Origin of the sequence: Streptomyces spectabilis (assembly GCF_008704795.1) — a bacterium.
Lineage (GTDB): Bacteria > Actinomycetota > Actinomycetes > Streptomycetales > Streptomycetaceae > Streptomyces > Streptomyces spectabilis.
Window position 1 is genome coordinate 7012266 of the sequence record NZ_CP023690.1, and the last position, 18804, is coordinate 7031069.

16 protein-coding genes and 1 riboswitch are annotated in these 18804 nt (G+C 71.4%); of the genes, 6 read left to right on the forward strand and 10 right to left on the reverse strand.

What is annotated here, in order from left to right:
- Positions 1 to 14: 14 nt before the first annotated feature.
- The 4 genes from CP982_RS30845 to CP982_RS30860 form a co-directional block, all read right to left on the reverse strand.
- Positions 15 to 692: a response regulator gene (locus tag CP982_RS30845; RefSeq protein ID WP_150513451.1), complete on the reverse strand. Its 678-nt coding sequence runs from the start codon at positions 690 to 692 to the stop codon at positions 15 to 17.
- On the reverse strand, positions 689 to 2437 hold the full coding sequence (locus CP982_RS30850) for a sensor histidine kinase (protein ID WP_150513452.1): 1749 nt from the start codon (positions 2435 to 2437) through the stop codon (positions 689 to 691). The genes CP982_RS30845 and CP982_RS30850 overlap by 4 nt, the downstream gene beginning before the upstream one ends.
- A gap of 201 nt (positions 2438 to 2638) precedes the next feature.
- Positions 2639 to 3568 carry a ferredoxin family protein gene (locus CP982_RS30855; RefSeq protein ID WP_150513453.1) on the reverse strand — a complete coding sequence of 310 codons (930 nt, stop codon included), beginning with the start codon at positions 3566 to 3568 and terminating at the stop codon, positions 2639 to 2641.
- A gap of 33 nt (positions 3569 to 3601) precedes the next feature.
- Positions 3602 to 4870, reverse strand: coding sequence for a citrate synthase family protein (locus CP982_RS30860; protein WP_150513454.1), 1269 nt, complete (start codon positions 4868 to 4870; stop codon positions 3602 to 3604).
- A gap of 120 nt (positions 4871 to 4990) precedes the next feature.
- On the opposite strand from CP982_RS30860, the gene CP982_RS30865 reads away from it, so the two are divergent.
- On the forward strand, positions 4991 to 6166 hold the full coding sequence (locus tag CP982_RS30865; protein ID WP_150513455.1) for a citrate synthase/methylcitrate synthase: 1176 nt from the start codon (positions 4991 to 4993) through the stop codon (positions 6164 to 6166).
- 78 nt (positions 6167 to 6244) lie between these two features.
- Here the strand turns inward: CP982_RS30865 and CP982_RS30870 are convergent, their stop codons facing one another.
- The 4 genes from CP982_RS30870 to CP982_RS30885 all read right to left on the reverse strand — a co-directional run bounded on the left by CP982_RS30870 (position 6245) and on the right by CP982_RS30885 (position 8281).
- Positions 6245 to 6943 carry a DUF6082 family protein gene (locus CP982_RS30870; protein ID WP_229878703.1) on the reverse strand — a complete coding sequence of 233 codons (699 nt, stop codon included), beginning with the start codon at positions 6941 to 6943 and terminating at the stop codon, positions 6245 to 6247.
- Positions 6944 to 7035: 92 nt separating this feature from the next.
- Entirely contained in the window at positions 7036 to 7275 is a 240-nt protein-coding gene (locus CP982_RS30875; RefSeq protein WP_150513456.1) for a hypothetical protein, read from the reverse strand.
- A 145-nt stretch (positions 7276 to 7420) separates the two neighbouring features.
- Entirely contained in the window at positions 7421 to 7657 is a 237-nt protein-coding gene (locus CP982_RS30880) for a hypothetical protein (RefSeq protein ID WP_150513457.1), read from the reverse strand.
- A gap of 123 nt (positions 7658 to 7780) precedes the next feature.
- Positions 7781 to 8281: a DUF6082 family protein gene (locus tag CP982_RS30885; protein WP_150513458.1), complete on the reverse strand. Its 501-nt coding sequence runs from the start codon at positions 8279 to 8281 to the stop codon at positions 7781 to 7783.
- Between the two features lie 352 nt (positions 8282 to 8633).
- On the opposite strand from CP982_RS30885, the gene CP982_RS30890 reads away from it, so the two are divergent.
- Complete coding sequence (locus tag CP982_RS30890) at positions 8634 to 10103, forward strand: CobW family GTP-binding protein (protein ID WP_229878702.1); 1470 nt, start codon at positions 8634 to 8636, stop codon at positions 10101 to 10103.
- A 3-nt stretch (positions 10104 to 10106) separates the two neighbouring features.
- Here the strand turns inward: CP982_RS30890 and CP982_RS30895 are convergent, their stop codons facing one another.
- Positions 10107 to 12560: a DNA gyrase/topoisomerase IV subunit A gene (locus CP982_RS30895; protein ID WP_150513459.1), complete on the reverse strand. Its 2454-nt coding sequence runs from the start codon at positions 12558 to 12560 to the stop codon at positions 10107 to 10109.
- 467 nt (positions 12561 to 13027) lie between these two features.
- Between CP982_RS30895 and CP982_RS30900 the strand changes: the two genes are divergently transcribed.
- The 4 genes from CP982_RS30900 to CP982_RS30915 all read left to right on the forward strand — a co-directional run bounded on the left by CP982_RS30900 (position 13028) and on the right by CP982_RS30915 (position 18023).
- Entirely contained in the window at positions 13028 to 14398 is a 1371-nt protein-coding gene (locus CP982_RS30900; RefSeq protein ID WP_150513460.1) for a M16 family metallopeptidase, read from the forward strand.
- A gap of 23 nt (positions 14399 to 14421) precedes the next feature.
- Positions 14422 to 15804 carry a M16 family metallopeptidase gene (locus tag CP982_RS30905; RefSeq protein ID WP_150515787.1) on the forward strand — a complete coding sequence of 461 codons (1383 nt, stop codon included), beginning with the start codon at positions 14422 to 14424 and terminating at the stop codon, positions 15802 to 15804.
- 240 nt (positions 15805 to 16044) lie between these two features.
- A riboswitch (cyclic di-AMP (ydaO/yuaA leader) is annotated at positions 16045 to 16206 on the forward strand.
- Positions 16207 to 16218: 12 nt separating this feature from the next.
- The gene (locus CP982_RS30910; RefSeq protein ID WP_150513461.1) at positions 16219 to 17064 is read left to right on the forward strand and encodes a M23 family metallopeptidase; all 846 of its coding nucleotides are present in this window, start codon (positions 16219 to 16221) and stop codon (positions 17062 to 17064) included.
- A gap of 284 nt (positions 17065 to 17348) precedes the next feature.
- Complete coding sequence (locus CP982_RS30915) at positions 17349 to 18023, forward strand: GntR family transcriptional regulator (protein WP_150513462.1); 675 nt, start codon at positions 17349 to 17351, stop codon at positions 18021 to 18023.
- 320 nt (positions 18024 to 18343) lie between these two features.
- On the opposite strand, the gene CP982_RS30920 is transcribed toward CP982_RS30915, so the two are convergent.
- Positions 18344 to 18625 (reverse strand): HPr family phosphocarrier protein, encoded by a 282-nt coding sequence (locus CP982_RS30920; protein ID WP_003981826.1) that lies wholly within the window; start codon positions 18623 to 18625, stop codon positions 18344 to 18346.
- Positions 18626 to 18804: the final 179 nt, after the last annotated feature.

Consider the following 18804-nt stretch of genomic DNA (forward strand, 5'->3'; position numbering starts at 1 on the left):
CCACGCCGGGTGGGTCAGCGGCTGGACGCCCACTCGTAGCGGTGCTCGGGACGTCCCGTGTCGCCGTACTTCAGACTCAGCCGCACCCGGCCGGTGCGTTCCAGGAGCTTCAGATAGCGCTGGGCGGTCTGACGGCTGAGCCGGGTGCGTTCCCCCAGCTCCTGGGCGGAGAGCGGTCCATCGGCGGCCATCAGGGCCCTGCGGACCAGCTCCGCGGTCGTGGGGGAGTGCCCCTTGGGCAGCTCGGGTGCCGGGGTCGACGAGAGCGCGCCGAAGATCCGGTCGACCTCGGCCTGCTCGGCCTCGCCGCCGCCGTCGAGGGTGCGGCGCAGTGTGGCGTACGCGTCGAGCTTCGTACGGAGCCCCGCGTACGAGAACGGCTTCACCAGGTACTGGAGCGCGCCGTGGCGCATCGCGGCCTGCACGGTGGTGACGTCACGGGCCGCCGTCACCATGATCACGTCGGTCTGGAGGCCGCGTTCGCGCAGCGTGCGCACCACGGTGAGACCCGTCTCGTCCGGCAGATAGTGGTCGAGGAGCACCAGGTCGACGGGGACCTCCTCGACCAGGCGCAGCGCCTCGGCCGCGTTGTGGGCCCGGCCGGCGACGCGGAAGCCCGGGACCTTCTCCACGTAGGCGGCGTTGACGTCGGCTACCCGGACGTCGTCGTCCACGACCAGTACCTCGATCATCGTGCCTCCTCCGTAGTGACCGATGTGGTGGCCGGTGTCGTGTCCGATGCGGTGTCCGATGTGGTGTGCGGTGTGGTGATCGACTGTGGGGCGGCGGCGGGGCGCGGATCGCTCTCCACCAGCTGCGGTTCCGCGAGGCCTTCGGGGAGGACCACGGTGAACTCGGCGCCCCCGTCCGGGCCCGCGCCGACCCGTGCGCTGCCGCCCTGGCGCTCGGCGAGCCTGCGTACCAGCGCCAGACCGATACCCCGCTGCCCGTGCGCGGGCGGCTCCTTCGTGGACCAGCCCTCCGTGAACACCGCCTCGCGCTGATCCGGCGGAACACCAGGGCCGGTATCGCGTACCTGGAGGACAACCGTGCGTCCCTGTAGACCCTCAGTACGCAGAACGACCTCTACGCGTGCGTGCCGTGTGCCGGTCGCCGCGTCCAACGCGTTGTCCACGAGGTTCCCGACGATCGTCACGAGGCCGCCCGGGTCGACGAGCCGGTCGGGCAACGCGGTGTCTCCGGAGACGGCCAGTGCCACGCCGCGCTCCGCGGCCACGGTCGCCTTGCCGACGAGCAGGGCGGAGAGAAGCGGATCGTGGACCTTCTCGGTGATCTGCTCGGCCGTCACCCGGTGGGCGCCCGCCACCTCGCCGACGAACTCCGCGGCCTCCTCGTACATCTCCAGCTCCAGGAGACCGAGCAGCGTGTGCATGCGGTTGGCGTGCTCGTGGTCCTGGGCGCGCAGGGCGTCGATGAGGCCGCGCGTGGAGTCGAGTTCGCGCCCGAGCTGTTCCAACTCGGTGCGGTCGCGCAGGGTCGCGACCGCACCCCCGTCGTCCGTGGGCATGCGGTTGGCGACCAGGACCCGCTGGCCCCGTACGGTCAGCAGGTCGGTACCCGTGACCCGCCCGGCGAGCACGTCCGTCGTACGGCCCGGTCCGAGCGCCTCGTCCAGGGGGCGGCCGATCACTTCCGTGCCGAGCCCGAGGAGCCGCTGGGCCTCGTCGTTGAGCAGCCGGACGCGTCCGGCGCGGTCCAGGGCGACGACGCCCTCGCGGATGCCGTGCAGCATCGCCTCGCGCTCCGCGAGCAGCCCCGAGATGTCGGAGAAGGCGAGGTCCCTCGTCTGGCGCTGCACGCGCCGGGAGATCAGGTAGGCCGCGAGCGCGCCGGCGGCGAGGGCCCCGCCCGCGTAGGCGAAGAGGCTCGGGATCGTATGGATGAGACGGTCGCGGACGCTGTCGTACTCGATGCCTACGGAGACGGCGCCGACGATCTCGCCGCCCGCCACCCGCAGGGGCACCTTCCCGCGCGCGGAGCGCCCGAGCGTGCCGTTGTCGATCTGCATGACGTCACGGCCGGCGAGCGCGTCGCTGGGGTCGGTCGAGACGACCTTGCCGATCTCCCCGGGGTCGGTGTGCGACCAGCGCACGCCCAGCTTGTTCATGATCACTACGTACTCGGCGCCGCTGGCCTCACGGATGCGCTCGGCCGCCGCCTGGACGGGCCCGTCGGCCGCCGGGCGCGTGGAGGTGAGGTCCCGGACGATCTGCGGCTGTGCCGCCGTCGTCTGCGCGATGGCGAGCGCGCGGCGCATCGCCTGGTCGTCGAGCTGCTTGCTGAGCGGCGCGAGGAACAGACCGGTGGCGAGCACCGTGACCCCGGCGGCGATCGCCAGCTGCATCAGCAGCACCTGCGAGAAGACGCGCCGCGGCAGGCCGAGGCGCAGTCGTCGGGCAGGAGGAGTCGGGCTCATGTGACGAACGGTACGGCGGCGGGCGGTCTTCTCTTAAGGAAGTGTGGCGTGGATCTCGTAGGCCTCCCGATGCCTCGCTCGGAGGCTGCGGGCATCGGTCCTGGAGCCCATCGGGCTGCTCGTGCGCCCCTGCGCGCCCTTGTGCGCCTAGGCAAGCGCCCCGCGCGCGGATGCGCCCCCGGTCCCGGTCTCAGCTCTGCCCTAGGCCTCGGCCGGTGACACGGCTCCCGCGATCTCATGGACCGACACCACATCCATCCGCGCCGGTGAGCCCAGAGCCGCGCCACAGCTCTCCGGACGCGGCGGCAGCGAGGCGCCCTGGGCGACGGTGACCCGCCAGTGCCGCCCGTCGGCGTGCGCCACGGTGACCTCCCAGCGCGGGGCGTCACCCGTCGTCCGTACGACGCTCAGGACGCCCGCGCGGTCCTCGCGGGCGGTGGCGCGCACCGCCAGCTCGGCGGCCTGCCCGGGGCGCTCCCAGGCGGAGTTGCCCCGGCAGCCCTCGGTGACGACGCGCCCTTCGCGCACCGCTTGCAGGACACCCTTCACCGCGTGCGCCGCCGTCCGGCCGTACGCGTATCCGTACGGGAGCACCAACAGGGTGGGGGAGAAGCGATGACCACCCAGATGAGTGATTTCCCAGACGCCTTCCTCGCCGGACGCGGCGAGTTCGGCGGCGAGCGGACGGCCGAGCAGGGCGCAGCAGCGGTCCCGCTTGCCGTTCGTGCACACGAGCGCGAGCGGGTCGCCGGTGTGCGGGTGCCCGAAGCCGCCGTGATCGCCCGCGCCGAGCGCCGCGAAGTCCAGGTCGACCAACTGCCTAGGGTCGTCGACCACATGGGCGCGCAGCCAGGTGGCTCCCGGCGAGGTGTGGGCGATGAACACCCGGTGCCGCGCGGGAACGTGACAGTCGGCGTGCCGTCCGGGGCGCCGGATGAGCGCGACCCGTACACCCGTCGACTCCGCGGCACGCTCCAGCGCGCGACCGACCTCCGGGTCCAAGTGGCTTGAAGTGAGCGCTTTGGCGCCCCAGGGGCCCGGCTGCTCCAGGAGCAGCCACGTCTTGGCGGTGGCCGCGGTGCCCGCGAGGGGTTCGCTCAGGTCCCGCGATGCGGTCGCGCAGGTACTCACGGAGGTGAGCCTAACCTGAGGCCCCGGCCGGATTCACGCGTCCTGCTTGGTGGGCAACGGCTGCGGCGGGCGCTGTCCGACGTACTGGCCGACAGGACGCATGCGCATCGGCCGCTCCTCGTACTCCTCCAGGGCGTGTGCGATCCAGCCGGCCGTGCGCGCCACCGCGAAGACCGTCTCGCCCGCCTCCGCGGGCATGCCGGACGACACGGTGAGGACGGCGAGCGCGAGGTCGATGTTGGCGTGCAGGTCGGTGTGGCGGGCCGTGGTGGCGACCACGTCGCGCGCCGCCGCGAGCGCGGGCCCGGCCTTCGGCATCACTTCGAGCAGGCCGAACAGCGCCCGGGCGCGCGGGTCCTCGCCCGCGTACAGGCGATGGCCCAGGCCGGGAACGCGGCGGCCGGCGCGCAGCTCGTTCGCGACGACCGGTGTCGCGCTGCCCCGGTCGAGGACCTCCAGGAGCATGCGGTGGGCGAGGCCGCTCGCGGCGCCGTGCAGGGGGCCCTCCAGGACGCCGAGGCCCGCCGACACCGCCGCGTAGGGGTGGGCGCGCGCGGACGCGGCGACGCGGACCGCCAGCGTGGACGCCGCCAGGTCGTGGTCGACGAGCAGCGCGAGGGCGGTGTCCAGGGCGTGGAGCGAGCCCTCGTCGGGCTTGCGGCCGCTCAGCCGTCCCCAGAGCCGCCCGGCGAGCGGGCCGCCGTCGCGGTGTGTGGGCAGGACGGGCGGGAGCGCCGCGACCAGCGTGGGGATCAGGGTGCGGGCCGTGCCGACGACCGCCTCCTCGGCGAGGTCGAAGCGGAGCGGGTCGGCGGCGGCCGCCGAGATGGCCGCCACGCGCAGCCGGTCCGTGGGGGCGCAATGCTCGGGCAGGGCGCGCACGGCCAGCCGCGCGGCGCCCGCGGGCTCGGGCGGTGCCGTGAAGTGGATTCCCGGGCGCAGGACGCCGGTCCACAGCCATTCCGCGACCTCTTCGTAGGAGTGGCGCAGGGCCAGTTCGACCGCGTCGACGCCGCGGAAGTAGTAGCGGTCCTTGTCGATCAGTGTGATGCGGGTGCGCACGGAGAGCTCGTTGGCGGAGGTCGCGACGGCGGGCTCGCGGCGGTTTCTGCGCGCGAGGGCCCGCACCTCCTTGGGGTCGAACGTGCTGCCGCGCCCTCCGGGGCCGCGACGGCTGCTGAGCTGGCCCCGGCTCACGTACGCGTACACGGTCTCGGGCTTCACGCCGAGCAGTTCCGCGGCCTCTTTGGTGCTGATCCGCTGACCTTCGTGTGCGACCGCACCCGCTTCTTGATCCGTCATGGGCGTCACCGTATCTGCGTCCGGATAGCTGTACTTGCATATTGAGTCAATCAATATTGACAGAGATTGAGTCAAGCATGGACAGTCGAATCAAGTCCACGGAGGAAGTCGAGGAACACCATGCCGATCAATGGCTCCGCCGCCACCCCCACCGCGCCCATCGAGGTCCCCCGCGGCCTCGCGGGCGTCGTCGTCACCGAGACCCAGCTCGGTGACGTCAGGGGATACGAGGGCTTCTACCACTACCGCCAGTACTCCGCCGTGGAGCTCGCGCAGACCCGCGGCTTCGAGGACGTCTGGCACCTGATGTTCCACGGCACGTTGCCCGACGCCGCGCGGCGGGAAGCCTTCGCCGAGCAGACCGCGGCCCTGCGCCACCTGCCGGACGAGGTGCGTGCGGCGCTGCCCGCCATCGCCCGCGCCAGCGCGCTCTCCGGACCGCTCTCCGGACTGCGCACAGCGCTCTCGCTCTTCGGCGCCTCGAAGGGCTTCCGGCCGGTGTACGACATCGACGGAGACCGGCGCCGCGCCGACGCGCTCGCCGCGGCCGCCGTCGTGCCGACCCTGCTCACCGCGCTGTACCGCCTCGGTCAAGGGCTCGACCCTGTCGAGCCGCGCGACGACCTGTCGTACGCCGCCAACTACCTCTACATGCTGACCGGTTCCGAACCGGACGCCGCCCGGGCCCGGGCGGTCGAGCAATACTTGATCTCCACCATTGACCACGGCTTCAACGCGTCAACATTCACGGCTCGTGTCATCACGTCGACGGGTGCGGACGTCGCGGCCTGTCTCGTCGGTGCCGTCGGCGCGCTGTCCGGCCCCTTGCACGGCGGTGCCCCCAGCCGGGCCCTGGACACGCTCGACGCGATCGGCACGCCCGACCGCATCGACTCCTGGATCCGGGAGCGCGTACACGCGGGCGAGCGCATCATGGGCTTCGGGCACCCCGTCTACCGCACCGAGGACCCGCGCTCCCGCATGCTCCGTGGCATCGCGCAGCAGTTCGGCGGGGAACTCGTGGAGTTCGCGGTGGAGGTCGAGCGGCAGGTCGAGGCCATCCTCGCGGAGCTCAAGCCGGGGCGCGAACTCCACACGAACGTGGAGTTCTACGCGGGCGTGGTCATGGAGCTGTGCGGGCTGCCGCGCGAGATGTTCACGCCGACGTTCGCGTCCGCGCGCGTGGTGGGCTGGAGCGCCAACATCCTGGAGCAGGCGGAGGACTCGAAAATCATCCGGCCCGCGGCCCGGTACGTGGGGCAGGAGCCGCCGGTGGCGGTGCCGCCGGTCGCCTGAGGCGCGGCGCCCGGCCCATGGCGGCGGGCGGGGAGCCGACTGAGCGACCCCGAAGTCGGGCCGACGGAGCGCGCTCGTTCACGCGGTGGACGGGGGCGCTCCGCGGCGCTGGGCGGCCAGGGCGCGCTCGAAGACCCGGAACATGCGGCCCTCCGCGCTGTCGGCCGGCAGCTGGCTCTTGTGCGCACGTGTGGCGTTCCAGTAGCGCAGGAAGGCAGGGCTGGACAGCAGGCTCGACGCGTAGACGACGAGGTCTTCCTCGGAGAAGTTTCCCCAGCTCAGCGCCAGGACGTAGTGGTTGAACGTCAGATTCGAGAACAGGTTCTGACGCAGTTCCGTGGTCGAATCGCGGGGGAGGTCGTCCCAGACCTCGGCCAGGTCGGGGTTGTTCATGACCATCTCGGTCAGTTGCACATGGAGGGAGCGCAGGTCCGCTTCGGCGCTGCGGTGCAACTCCGCTCGTGACGCCGACAGTTCCTCGCGCTGGTGGGCTAGCTCCTGGCGCTGCATGCGCAGTTCGCGCTGTTGCAGGAGCAGTGTGGCGATGAGCAGGAGGAGGGCGACGCCTGAGAAGACCGCGCTCACGCCGCCGAAGTAGTCCCCGATCTGACTTCGCTTCTCCGCCGCCCGGCTGCCGCCGTTGGTGCTCTCCACGCCCCGTATCAACAGGCCGCTCACCATGATGGACGCCAGGCCCACGAGCGCGATGCCGACGGTGACGACGGTGCTCCACAGGAAGATGGCGCGTGCCGAACGCCATGCTTGTCGACCTGGCATCAGTCACCCCTGGGCGAGTCTTCCCAGGGGTGGGTGCAGTAAACGGCGCCCAGGGGTGGCGGGCGCCGCGGGGTGCTGGATCCGGCGACAGGCTATGCGTCGGGGATGTCTGCCTTGGCCCGGATGAGGGTCTCTCGGCTGATCACGACGATGCGTTCGTAGTCGGCGCGTCCCGCGTCGGCGGGCAATTCGGCGTCGAGGTCCGCGGTCATCTCGGTGCCGATCACGACGAAGTCGCCATTGGTCAGCTCGAAGATGTCCGGACAGTTGGCACCGCCCAGGCTGCCCCGTTCACGCGGGGCAGCACCTATTCGACGGAGGATTTCGGGCACGGCAGAGCTCCATGGGTGCAAGAGGTGAGGAGAGCGCAGGGTGAACGGAAGGAGGGGAGGCACCTGTGGCGAGGGATCACTCACGTGAGGGTGGCTCGGGGGCGCCGCGCCGGAGTCGGGCGTCGCGTCCTGCTCCGGGTGCCGATCAGGCGTCGGGGATGTCTGCCTTGGCCCGGATGAGGGTCTCTCGGCTGATCACGACGATGCCTTCGTAGTCGGCGCGTCCCGCGTCGGCGGGCAGTACGCCCGTGAGGTCCGCGGTCATCTCGGTTCCGATCACAGCGAAGTCGCCGTTGCTGAGTTCAAAGATGTCGGGGCACGTCTGGCCCGTGGCGCTGCCCCGCTCGCGGGGAGAGGCACCGATGCGGCGCAGGATGTTCAAGGGGATCCTGGTCCTTGGGTGATAGACAGAAGGGCGATGACAGATTAGCCCCAAATGTCTATGTCCGGGAGTTGGGGAGTGCTCTAACTGGATTCGTCTCAACGGAGGTTAGGCCCGCTGCGGCTAGTCGGTGGGCGGATGTCCGACAACCCACCATTCATCCGTGTCCGCGTCCCGGAGGTCCCGAGCCAGACCGTCCAGGACTCGCCCCACCTCCGCCTCCTCCGACGAACGGCGCAGGCTGGCACGGTGGTGGCGGGTGGCCTCCCAGTACTCGCGGAAGATCGGGTTCTGGCACATCACCCGAAGGTGTCCGTAGAGCTCTCCCAGACTCATGGCCCCGGTCCGGTACGCGTGCAGAGCATTGGTGTACAGGGCGTTGGCGAACAAGAACTGGCGGTGCCGGTCCGGCGGCACCTCGCTGTCGTAGGTGTCCAGGACCGCGGCCAGTGCCTCGTCCTCCATGGCTTTGCAGAGCAGGGCGAAGTGCAGGCGGTGCTGCTCGGTGAGGGCCATGTTCCTGCGCAGCCGCACGGCCGCGAGGGTCAGTGCTCCCGTCGTGATCGCCAGTCCCGCCAACGCGGCTGGGCAGGTCCCCCGTATCCAGTGCTTCTGTGTGACCATGTCAACCCCCGAATCAGGCGACCGTCCGCCGGTCTTCGGGCGCGGGGCGGCAGGGCGGACCGGCGAGCGATGGGCGGCGCTTGCCGTCTCCCAGGGTGCCGAGCGGCTCTGATCGGCCGGGAGGCGGAGAGGAGGCGCACGGAAGCACGGCATGAATCCGGGCTCTGACATTCCTGCGCCGTGCCCAATGTGTGCCCCGTCGACCCCGCACGGAATCGTTCGCCTACCGGCACGTCTACGCGCACATATCCTGGAGTGGTGTTCAAATGCCGTACGCGCTCGTCGCCTGCGAGGTGTACGCGTCTTGAGCGACTTGATCCACCTTGATGTGTGTTGATGCGAGGGGCCACACGTGCGTGAGCAGCAGATTCCAGTCGTCGTCCTCACGGGATTCCTGGGGTCCGGCAAGACGACACTGCTGAATCATCTGCTGCATCGCAGCGGAGGCAGCCGCATCGGCGCGATCGTCAATGACTTCGGCTCCATCGAGATCGACGCCATGGCCGTCGCCGGGCAGCTCGGCGACTCCACCGTGTCCCTCGGCAACGGGTGTCTGTGCTGCGCCGTGGACGCCAGTGAGCTCGACGTGTATCTGGAACGCCTTGCCCGGCCAGCTGCCCGTATCGACGTCATCGTCATCGAGGCGAGCGGTCTCGCCGAGCCGCAGGAACTCGTGCGCATGGTGCTCGCCAGCGAGAATCCGCACATCGTGTACGGCGGTCTGGTGCAGGTCGTGGACGCCGCCGAGTTCGACTCCACCAGGCAGCGGCACCCCGAGGTCGACCGGCATCTGAAGATCGCCGACCTCGTCGTGGTCAACAAGGCCGACCGGGTACCGGCGGGGGAGCGGGATCGCGTCCTCGACGAGGTGCGCCGTCACACCGACCGGGCCGCTGTCGTCGCCGCCACGTACGGGCGCGTGGACGTGGGGCTCCTCCTGGACCGCAAGCCGGTGGGGGAGCGCGTCGGCCAGCTCTCGTTCGACGACCTGCACGACCACGGCGACGCCGAGTACGCCGGGTACGCCGAGGACGCCGAGCACGCCGAGGACACGGACAGCGGTCACCTTGAGGCCGGTGACGGTCCGGCGGAGGGCGAGGCGTGCGCCCTTGGCGACCACGACCACGCCGTCCCGCACGGAGGCTGTGGCCACGACCATCTGCACAGCGGCTACGAGAGCCTCTCCTTCACCTCCGACGCGCCCATGAACCCCCGCCGCCTCATGGAGTTCCTCGACAGCAGGCCCGAAGGGCTCTACCGCATCAAGGGGTACGTCGACTTCGGTGCCGCGGACGCCCGCAACCGGTACGCGGTGCATTCCGTGGGGCGCTTCCTGCGGTTCTACCCCGAGCCGTGGGGGCCCGGCGAGAAGCGGCTCACGCAGCTCGTCCTCATCGGCTCCGGCATCGACGTACCGGAGCTGCACACTCGGCTGACGCTGTGCAGGGAGAACGACGAGGACGCCCCGCACGCGGATGAGTTCGGCATGTGGGGCGTCCTGCGGTACGTACAGGAGCCGGAGGCGGAGGAGGCGCCGGGGCCCGAGGGCGAGAGTGGGACCGAATCCGCGGCCGACTCCGGAGCCGGGGCGGCCGGGGCCGCGCTGGACCCTGACTCGGGCCCCGGCCCGGCCGTCGACGTCGAGCCGGACGTCCACCTCGACCCGTACGCCGATCCCGGCTATCGCGACTACGCCGATTCCGACACCAGCCTCAACCCGTACGCCGACCCCGACGCCGATCTCGACTTTGGGTCCGAGGCCGACCCCGAAGCCGACCCGGAGGCCGACCCCGATTTCTCCACCGGGGCCGACCGCGGCTGACCGCTACACCGGGCCCGCCACCGCGGCCACCGGCTTCGCCAGGGAGACACCGGAGCCGTCCCGGCGCGGGTCGGGCTCCGGCAGTTCCGTCGGTGTGCCCGTGCGCTGCGCCGCGCGCGGCGGCTTCGGGCCCGCCCAGGCGAAGCTCAGGCAGTCCTCGCCCTTCAGCAAACGCTGGCAGCGCACGCCACCCGTCGCGCGCCCCTTGCGCGGGTACTGGTCGAACGGCGTGAGCTTCGCCGTCGTCTGCACCGAGTCGTCGAGCGTGCCGCGCGAGCCCGCGACCGTGAACACCACGGCGTCCGCCGCCGGATCGACCGCCGCGAAGGAGATGACCTTCGCGCCCTGCGCGAGCTTGATGCCCGCCATGCCGCCCGCCGGACGGCCCTGCGGCCGCACCTGCCCGGCCGGATAGCGCAGCAACTGGGCGTCGTCCGTGATGAAGACCAGGTCCTCCTCGCCCGTGCGCAGCTCCATCGCGCCGACGATGCGGTCGCCGTCCTTGAGAGTGATGACCTCCAGCTCTTCCTTGTTCGCCGGATAGTCGGGCACCACGCGTTTGACCACGCCCTGTTCCGTGCCGAGCGCCAGGCCCGGGGAGGACTCGTCGAGCGTCATCAGGCAGATCAGCTTCTCGTCCGACTCCAGGGAGAGGAGCTCGGTGACCGGGGCGCCGCCCGAGAGGTTGGGCGCGGAGGCCGTGTCCGGGAGCTGCGGCAGGTCGACCACGGAGAGCCTGAGGAGGCGCCCCTCGGAGGTCACCGCGCCCACCTCGCCGCGCGCGGTCGCCGGGACCGCCGAGACGATCACGTCGTGCTTGACACGCTTGCCGTCGCCCTCCGCGAAGGGCTCGCCGTTGGCCGTACGGGCCAGCAGGCCCGTCGACGACAGCAGGACCCGGCACGGGTCGTCCGCGACCTGGAGGGACACCGTGGGGGCCGGGGCGCCGGAGGACTCCAGGAGCACCGTGCGCCGCTCCGTGGCGAACTTCTTGGACACGGCGGCCAGTTCCGAGGAGACCAGCTTGCGCAGCTCCGCGTCCGACTCCAGGATGCGGGTCAGCTCGTCGATCTCCGCGTTCAGCTTGTCGCGCTCGGACTCCAGCTCGATGCGGTCGTACTTGGTGAGGCGGCGCAGCGGGGTGTCCAGGATGTACTGCGTCTGCACCTCGGTCAGGGAGAAGCGCTCCATCAGGCGCTCCTTGGCCTGCGCGCTGTTGTCGCTGGAGCGGATGAGGCGGATGACCTCGTCGATGTCCAGGAGGGCGATGAGCAGGCCCTCCACCAGGTGCAGCCGGTCGCGCTTCTTGCCGCGGCGGAACTCGCTGCGGCGGCGCACCACGTCGAAGCGGTGGTCGAGATAGACCTCGAGGAGCTCCTTGAGGCCGAGCGTGAGGGGCTGGCCGTCGACCAGCGCCACGTTGTTGATGCCGAAGGACTCCTCCATCGGCGTCAGCTTGTAGAGCTGCTCCAGGACGGCCTCCGGGACGAAGCCGTTCTTGATCTCGATGACCAGGCGCAGGCCGTGCTCGCGGTCGGTGAGGTCCTTGACGTCGGCGATGCCCTGGAGCTTCTTGGACCCCACCAGGTCCTTGATCTTGGAGATGACCTTCTCCGGGCCGACGCTGAACGGCAGCTCCGTGACGACCAGGCCCTTGCGGCGCGCGGTCACCGCCTCCACGGACACCGTCGCGCGGATCTTGAAGGTGCCGCGCCCCGATTCGTACGCGTCCCTGATGCCGGACAGGCCGACGATCCGGCCGCCCGTGGGCAGGTCGGGGCCCGGGATGTGCTTCATGAGCGTCTCGAGGTCGGCGCCCGGGTGCCTGATCAGGTGCCGGGCGGCCGCGATGACTTCGCCGAGGTTGTGCGGCGGCATGTTCGTCGCCATGCCTACGGCGATGCCGGACGAGCCGTTCACCAGGAGGTTCGGATAGGCGGCCGGGAGGGCTACCGGCTCCTTCTCCTGGCCGTCGTAGTTCGGCGTGAAGTCGACCGTGTCCTCTTCGATCGACTCCGTCATGAGGGACGTGGCGTCCGCCATGCGGCATTCGGTGTACCGCATCGCGGCGGGCGGGTCGTCGTTCCCGAGCGAGCCGAAGTTCCCGTGGCCGTCGACCATGGGCAGGCGCATGGAGAACGGCTGCGCCATGCGGACCAGCGCGTCGTAGATGGACGCGTCGCCGTGCGGGTGCAGCTTGCCCATGACCTCGCCGACGACGCGGGCACACTTCACATAGCCGCGCTCCGGGCGCAGGCCCATCTCGTTCATCTGATAGACGATGCGGCGCTGCACCGGCTTCATGCCGTCGCGGGCGTCGGGCAGGGCGCGGGAGTAGATGACCGAGTAGGCGTACTCGAGGAAGGAGCCCTGCATCTCGTCGACGACGTCGATGTCGAGGATCTTCTCCTCGAACGAGTCGTCGGGCGGTGGGGTCTTCGTGCTGCGGCGGGCCATCGCTGCTGCGGCTCCTTCACCAACAAGTGCGGGATCTGATGCCGACCATTGTGGACCGTCCCACTGACAACCCCGACCACGACCCGGGCCGGGCCGCGCGGCGACCAGGCGGTCGGCGGCGTGGCGCGGGCGCGCCACGGCCCTTCGACGACCGCGCCACGGCCCTCGGACGGCGGCGCCACGGCCCTCAGGCGACCACGCCCCAGCCGCGCCTGACAGCCACGCCCCACCCCCCCACAGCCACGCGAACCGAGGCGCAGCCGGAGCCCGCACCGGCCCCCCGCCCGCCGCCCGCACCCCTCCCACGCCCCGCCCGCCCCCCGCACACCCCCGCGCCACGATCACGCCCACGGCGAACACCGACTACTCGGAGCGCGGAGCGGGAACTTCGCCAGGGGTCCGCGGGCTTGCATACAGTGGCAGGACCGGCAACAGCTATTGAGAATTCAGCGATCGAAGGGACGTACATGCCCATGGGTCACACGGCCACAGCCGCGGCAGGCTCCGGCGGTCTGACGGCGACCGAGCACCGGCTGGCCAACGGCCTGCGCGTGGTGCTCTCCGAGGACCACCTGACCCCGGTCGCCGCGGTGTGCCTCTGGTACGACGTGGGCTCGCGCCACGAAGTCAAGGGGCGTACCGGTCTGGCTCACCTCTTCGAGCACCTGATGTTCCAGGGCTCGCAGCAGGTGCACGGCAACGGTCACTTCGAACTGGTGCAGGGCGCGGGCGGCTCCCTGAACGGCACCACCAGCTTCGAGCGCACGAACTACTTCGAGACCATGCCCGCGCACCAGCTGGAGCTCGCCCTGTGGCTGGAGGCGGACCGCATGGGCTCCCTCCTGTCGGCACTCGACGACGAGTCCATGGAGAACCAGCGCGACGTGGTGAAGAACGAACGCCGCCAGCGCTACGACAACGTCCCCTACGGCACGGCCTTCGAGAAGCTCACCGCCCTGTCGTACCCGGAGGGCCACCCCTACCACCACACCCCGATCGGCTCCATGGCCGACCTGGACGCGGCCACCCTCGACGACGCCCGCGCCTTCTTCCGCACGTACTACGCGCCGAACAACGCGGTCCTCTCCGTGGTCGGTGACATCGACCCGGAGCAGACGCTCGCCTGGGTCGAGAAGTACTTCGGCTCCATCCCCGGGCACGACGGCAAGCAGCCGCCGCGCGACGGCTCGCTGCCCGAGCGCATCGGCAAGGAGCTGCGCGAGGTCGTCGAGGAGGACGTCCCGGCCCGCGCCCTGATGGCCGCCTACCGCCTGCCCGAGGACGGCACGCGCGCGTGCGACGCGGCCGACCTGGCCCTGACGGTGCTCGGCAGCGGCGAGTCCTCGCGGCTCTACAACCGCCTGGTGCGCCGCGACCGCACGGCGGTGACCGCCGGGTTCGGCCTGCTGCGGCTCGCCGGCGCGCCGTCGCTCGGCTGGCTGGACGTGAAGACCTCCGGCGACGTCGAGGTCCCCGTCATCGAGGCCGCCGTCGACGAGGAGCTGGCCCGGTTCGCCGAGGAGGGTCCGACCCCGGAGGAAATGGAGCGGGCCCAGGCACAGTTGGAGCGCGAGTGGCTCGACCGCCTCGGCACGGTCGCGGGCCGCGCGGACGAACTGTGCCGGTTCGCCGTCCTGTTCGGTGACCCGCAGCTCGCCCTCACCGCCGTCCAGCGCGTCCTCGACGTCACCGCGGCCGAGGTCCAGGAGGTCGCCAAGGCCCGCCTGCGCCCCGACAACCGCGCGGTCCTGGTGTACGAGCCGGTGACCGCGGCGGAGGACGCCGACGCCATCCAGGAAGCCGCCGAGACCCAGCAGGAAGAGGAGGCGGCGAAGTGAGCGAGGCTGAGACGTCTGTGACGATGGAATTCCACCCGCAGCCCCAGGCGGGCACGGCCAAGCCCTGGGCCTTCCCGGCCCCCGAGCGCGGCACCCTGGGCAACGGCCTGACGGTGCTGCGCTGCCACCGCCCCGGCCAGCAGCTCGTCGCCGTCGAGGTCCACCTCGACGCGCCCCTGGACGCCGAGCCGCAGGGCCTGGACGGCGTGGCCACGATCATGGCGCGGGCGTTCTCCGAAGGCACCGACAAGCACTCCGCCGAGGAGTTCGCCGCCGAGCTGGACCGCTGCGGCGCCACCCTTGACGCGCACGCCGACCACCCCGGCGTCCGCCTCTCCCTCGAAGTGCCCGTCTCGCGCCTGCCGAAGGCCCTGGGCCTGCTGGCCGACGCGCTGCGCGCGCCCGCCTTCGAGGACGGCGAGATCGAGCGCCTCGTCCGCAACCGCCTGGACGAGATCCCGCACGAGACCGCCAACCCCGCGCGCCGCGCAGCCAAGGAGCTGGCCAAGCAGCTCTTCCCGGCCACCTCGCGCATGTCGCGCCCGCGCCAGGGCACCGAGGAGACGGTCACCGCCATCGACTCCGGGGCCGTACGCGCCTTCTACGAGAAGCACGTGCGCCCCGCCACGGCCACCGCCGTCGTGGTCGGCGACCTGACCGGCACGGACGTGGACGCCGTCCTCGCCGACACCGTCGGTGCCTGGACGGGCGGTTCGGCCGAGCCGCACACGATGCCCCAGGTGACCGCCGACGACACCGGCCGCGTCGTCATCGTGGACCGCCCCGGCGCCGTCCAGACGCAGCTCCTCATCGGCCGCGTGGGCGCGGACCGGCACGACATCGTCTGGCCGGCGCAGGTCCTCGGCACGTACTGCCTGGGCGGCACCCTCACCTCGCGCCTGGACCGCGTCCTGCGTGAGGAGAAGGGGTACACGTACGGCGTGCGCGCCTTCAGCCAGGTGCTGCGCTCCGCGGCGCCGAGGTCCCCGGAAGGCGCCCCGGGCGTCGCCATGCTGGCCATCAGCGGCTCCGTGGACACGCCGAACACGGGCCCGGCTCTCGACGACCTGTGGAAGGTCCTTCGCACCCTCGCCGCCGAGGGCCTCACGGACGCCGAGCGCGACGTCGCCGTGCAGAACCTGGTGGGCGTGGCCCCGCTGAAGTACGAGACGGCCGCCGCCGTCGCCGCCACGCTCGCCGACCAGGTGGAGCAGGAGCTGCCGGACGACTTCCAGGCGAGCCTGTACCGGCAGTTGGCCGGGACGGGCACGGTGGAGGCCACCGCGGCTGTCGTGAGCGCGTTCCCGAGCGACCGGCTGGTGACGGTGCTCGTCGGTGACGCCGCGCAGATCGAGGAGCCCGTGCGGGCCCTCGGCATCGGCGAAGTGACGGTTGTCACCGGCTGATTGCCCCGCGCTCGCCCCGGCGGGCAAATCGGTAGGAACACCGCGTAACTCAAGGGACCCCGGAGGCTCAGGAAGCCTCCGGGGTCCCTGCATGCTGCCATATGTCCGAATTGACATGGAGGTTGGGTGTCTGCCGTGTGGCGTGCGCTACAAAAGGCAGGATCCGTTTGTCGATTGAAAGATGAGGCGTTTAGCGTCAGTGCGGCTGTCCGTCAGGCAGTAAGCCGCGTCCGCGGCACCGGACAGTCATCGCCGAGTCCCCGTACGGCGTGAGCCAGGGGAGCCGGGGACCCACACGTCCCTGGGGTGAATCGGTCCCCTTGCCGCGAGGCGAGGAGTCCGTAGGAGACCTTCCTGCTCCGAACCCGTCAGCTAACCCGGTAGGCGAGAAGGAAGGAAAGGACCAGCCGCTTCATGGCGCTCATCCGCCCGACCGGCAAGCACCGCCGCCCGAGCCGCATCTCGCGCACCACCGCAAGCGCCGCGGGCGTCGCCGCCCTCACCACCACCGGTGTCATCTCGGGCCTGGCCGCTCCGGCGCTCGCCGCCGACGCCTCCGCGGACCACGCGAGCACCGGCCTCACGCAGGCCATCGCCATCAACGACACGCTGGCCGACGAGATCGACGCCCAGGCCGCCGCCCAGAAGCAGGCCGCCAACGACGCCGCCGCCCAGAAGAAGGCGGAAGAGGCGGCGCGGCAGAAGGCCGCCGAGCAGAAGCGCAAGGCCGAGGCCGCCGCCAAGGAGAAGGCCGAGGCGAAGGCCAAGAAGGAGGCCGAGGCCAAGGCGGCGAAGGAGGCCAAGGAGCGGGCCCGTGAGCGCGCCGCCCGCGACGCCGAGCGCAAGCGCCTGAACGCCTACGTCGCCCCGGTCGCCGGTTCGTACGTCTCCACCTCCTACAAGGCCGGCGGCGGTATGTGGTCCTCCGGCAGCCACACCGGCATCGACTTCCACGCCGCGTCCGGCACCTCGGTGCAGGCGGTCGGCGCGGGCACCGTCGTCGAGGCGGGCTGGGGCGGCGCCTACGGCAACAACATCGTGATCAAGATGAACGACGGCACGTACACCCAGTACGGCCACCTGTCGTCCATCAGCGTCACCGTCGGCCAGGCCGTCACGCCCGGCCAGCAGATCGGCCTCTCCGGGTCCACCGGCAACTCCTCCGGGCCGCACCTGCACTTCGAGGCCCGTACCGGCGCCGAGTACGGCTCGGACATCGACCCGCTCGCGTACCTGCGCTCCCACGGCGTGAGCGTCTGACGCTTCCGCGCTGAGAGCGTCCGGCGCTCCCATGACGTGGGCGACGGGCACGCGCCCGCGCACTTCCCGAAAGCCCCGGCTCACCGAGCCGGGGCTTTCGGCGTCGGCACCGCCTGCTGACCGCACAACCTTTGGCCAAAAGATATCCATGGATTCCGGCGCCCCATCGGAAAATGCGGCCATCTGCAATAGAGTCCGTGGAGTCAGCGTCCATAGAGTCGCCGCACCAGCGTCTTCAGCGCGCCGCGCGACGCGTTTCGCGGGCAGTAAAGCGGAGGTCCGTCATGCGCATTCCCGCGCACTCGGTCTGCACGGCCATCCGGGACGACATCGTCTCCGGTGTCTACGAACGCGGCACGCGGCTCACCGAAGAACTCCTGGCCCGCCGCTACGGCGTCTCCCGCGTCCCCGTGCGCGAGGCCCTGCGCACCCTGGAGGCCGAGGGCTTCGTCGTCACCCGCAGGCACGCGGGCGCCTGCGTCGCCGAGCCGACCGAGCAGGACGCCGCCGACCTCCTGGAGGTCCGTACGCTCCTGGAGCCGCTGGCGGCCGCCCGCGCCGCGCAGCGCCGCACCGAAGCCCATCTGAAGGTCCTGCGCGGCCTCGTGCGGCTCGGCCAGGAGCGGGTCCGGCGCGGCGGCGGCGAGGACCTGCGCTCGCTGGAAGGCTGGTTCCACGAGACGCTCACCCAGGCCTCCGGCAGCCCCGGCCTCATCGCCCTGCTCACCCAGCTGCGCCACAAGGTCGCCTGGATGTACGTGGCGGACGCGCCGGTCGTGGCCGCGGAGCTGTGGACCGGGCACGCCGCGGTCGTCGACGCGGTCGCCCGCCAGGACGCGGAACGGGCCCGCGCGCTCACGCTCCTGCACGCCGAGCGCACGGCGTCCTCGTACCGGCCGCGCGCCGGGCGCGTGAGGGGTTCGCAACACGCCGTCAACAAAGTGGGCGTACGGAATTAACAGCGGCCCCGTACACAGGACTCGTATACGAGGCGGGCGCGCACCCGGAAAGCGCGCTCGTGCGAAAGCCGCCGCGTACCGGAGACATAGCGGAGGCGGGTCGGGGTAATTCACCACCGGATTTCCGGTCCGGCGCGCCGCGCTTTTGTTCCACGCGCTTCCACGGGCTTCCACGGGCTTCCTCGCTTCGACGGGCTTCCGCGGGCGGTGCGCCACCGGCTCATGAATTCACGCAGCGCCCCGCCCGAGGGGCCCGACACGACGGAGCCGCGCGGCCACCCAGTGGTCCGCGCGGCTCCGGCACGCTGTGTCCGACAGTGTCAGACGGTCTCCGGGAGCTCCTCGAGGCCCTCGGCGACGAGCTTCGCAAGGCGGTCCAGGGCGGCGTCCGCGCCCTCGGCGTCCGAAGCGAGCACGATCTCCTCGCCGCCCTGCGCGCCCAGGCCGAGCACCGCGAGCATCGACGCGGCGTTGACGGGGTTGCCGTCGGCCTTGGCGATCGTCACGGGCACGCCCGAGGCCGTGGCCGCACGGACGAAGATGGATGCGGGCCGGGCGTGGAGGCCCTCGGCCCAGCCGACGTTGACGCGGCGCTCAGCCATGTGTTGCTGCCCTTCCAGGTGTCTCACATTTGTCTAGACCAGTGTCTCACGTCGATCCGGGTGCTCCCGCAGGACCGGTGCCGCGCTGCCCCACGACCCGCGTCCCGCCACCCGACCGCCTTTCGACCCCTCCTACATTGCCCCGGCCCAGGCGGCCGCGCGACCCGTACCCTGGCCCC

What these genes read in the sequence shown, in the direction of transcription:
- CP982_RS30845 (WP_150513451.1), bottom strand. Translation starts at nt 692, where the DNA reads ATGATCGAGGTACTGGTCGTGGACGACGACGTCCGGGTAGCCGACGTC.
- CP982_RS30850 (WP_150513452.1), bottom strand. Translation starts at nt 2,437, where the DNA reads ATGAGCCCGACTCCTCCTGCCCGACGACTGCGCCTCGGCCTGCCGCGG.
- CP982_RS30860 (WP_150513454.1), bottom strand. Translation starts at nt 4,870, where the DNA reads ATGACGGATCAAGAAGCGGGTGCGGTCGCACACGAAGGTCAGCGGATC.
- CP982_RS30865 (WP_150513455.1), top strand. Translation starts at nt 4,991, where the DNA reads ATGCCGATCAATGGCTCCGCCGCCACCCCCACCGCGCCCATCGAGGTC.
- CP982_RS30870 (WP_229878703.1), bottom strand. Translation starts at nt 6,943, where the DNA reads ATGCCAGGTCGACAAGCATGGCGTTCGGCACGCGCCATCTTCCTGTGG.
- CP982_RS30885 (WP_150513458.1), bottom strand. Translation starts at nt 8,281, where the DNA reads ATGGTCACACAGAAGCACTGGATACGGGGGACCTGCCCAGCCGCGTTG.
- CP982_RS30895 (WP_150513459.1), bottom strand. Translation starts at nt 12,560, where the DNA reads ATGGCCCGCCGCAGCACGAAGACCCCACCGCCCGACGACTCGTTCGAG.
- CP982_RS30900 (WP_150513460.1), top strand. Translation starts at nt 13,028, where the DNA reads ATGCCCATGGGTCACACGGCCACAGCCGCGGCAGGCTCCGGCGGTCTG.
- CP982_RS30905 (WP_150515787.1), top strand. Translation starts at nt 14,422, where the DNA reads ATGGAATTCCACCCGCAGCCCCAGGCGGGCACGGCCAAGCCCTGGGCC.
- CP982_RS30910 (WP_150513461.1), top strand. Translation starts at nt 16,219, where the DNA reads ATGGCGCTCATCCGCCCGACCGGCAAGCACCGCCGCCCGAGCCGCATC.
- CP982_RS30915 (WP_150513462.1), top strand. Translation starts at nt 17,349, where the DNA reads ATGCGCATTCCCGCGCACTCGGTCTGCACGGCCATCCGGGACGACATC.
- CP982_RS30920 (WP_003981826.1), bottom strand. Translation starts at nt 18,625, where the DNA reads ATGGCTGAGCGCCGCGTCAACGTCGGCTGGGCCGAGGGCCTCCACGCC.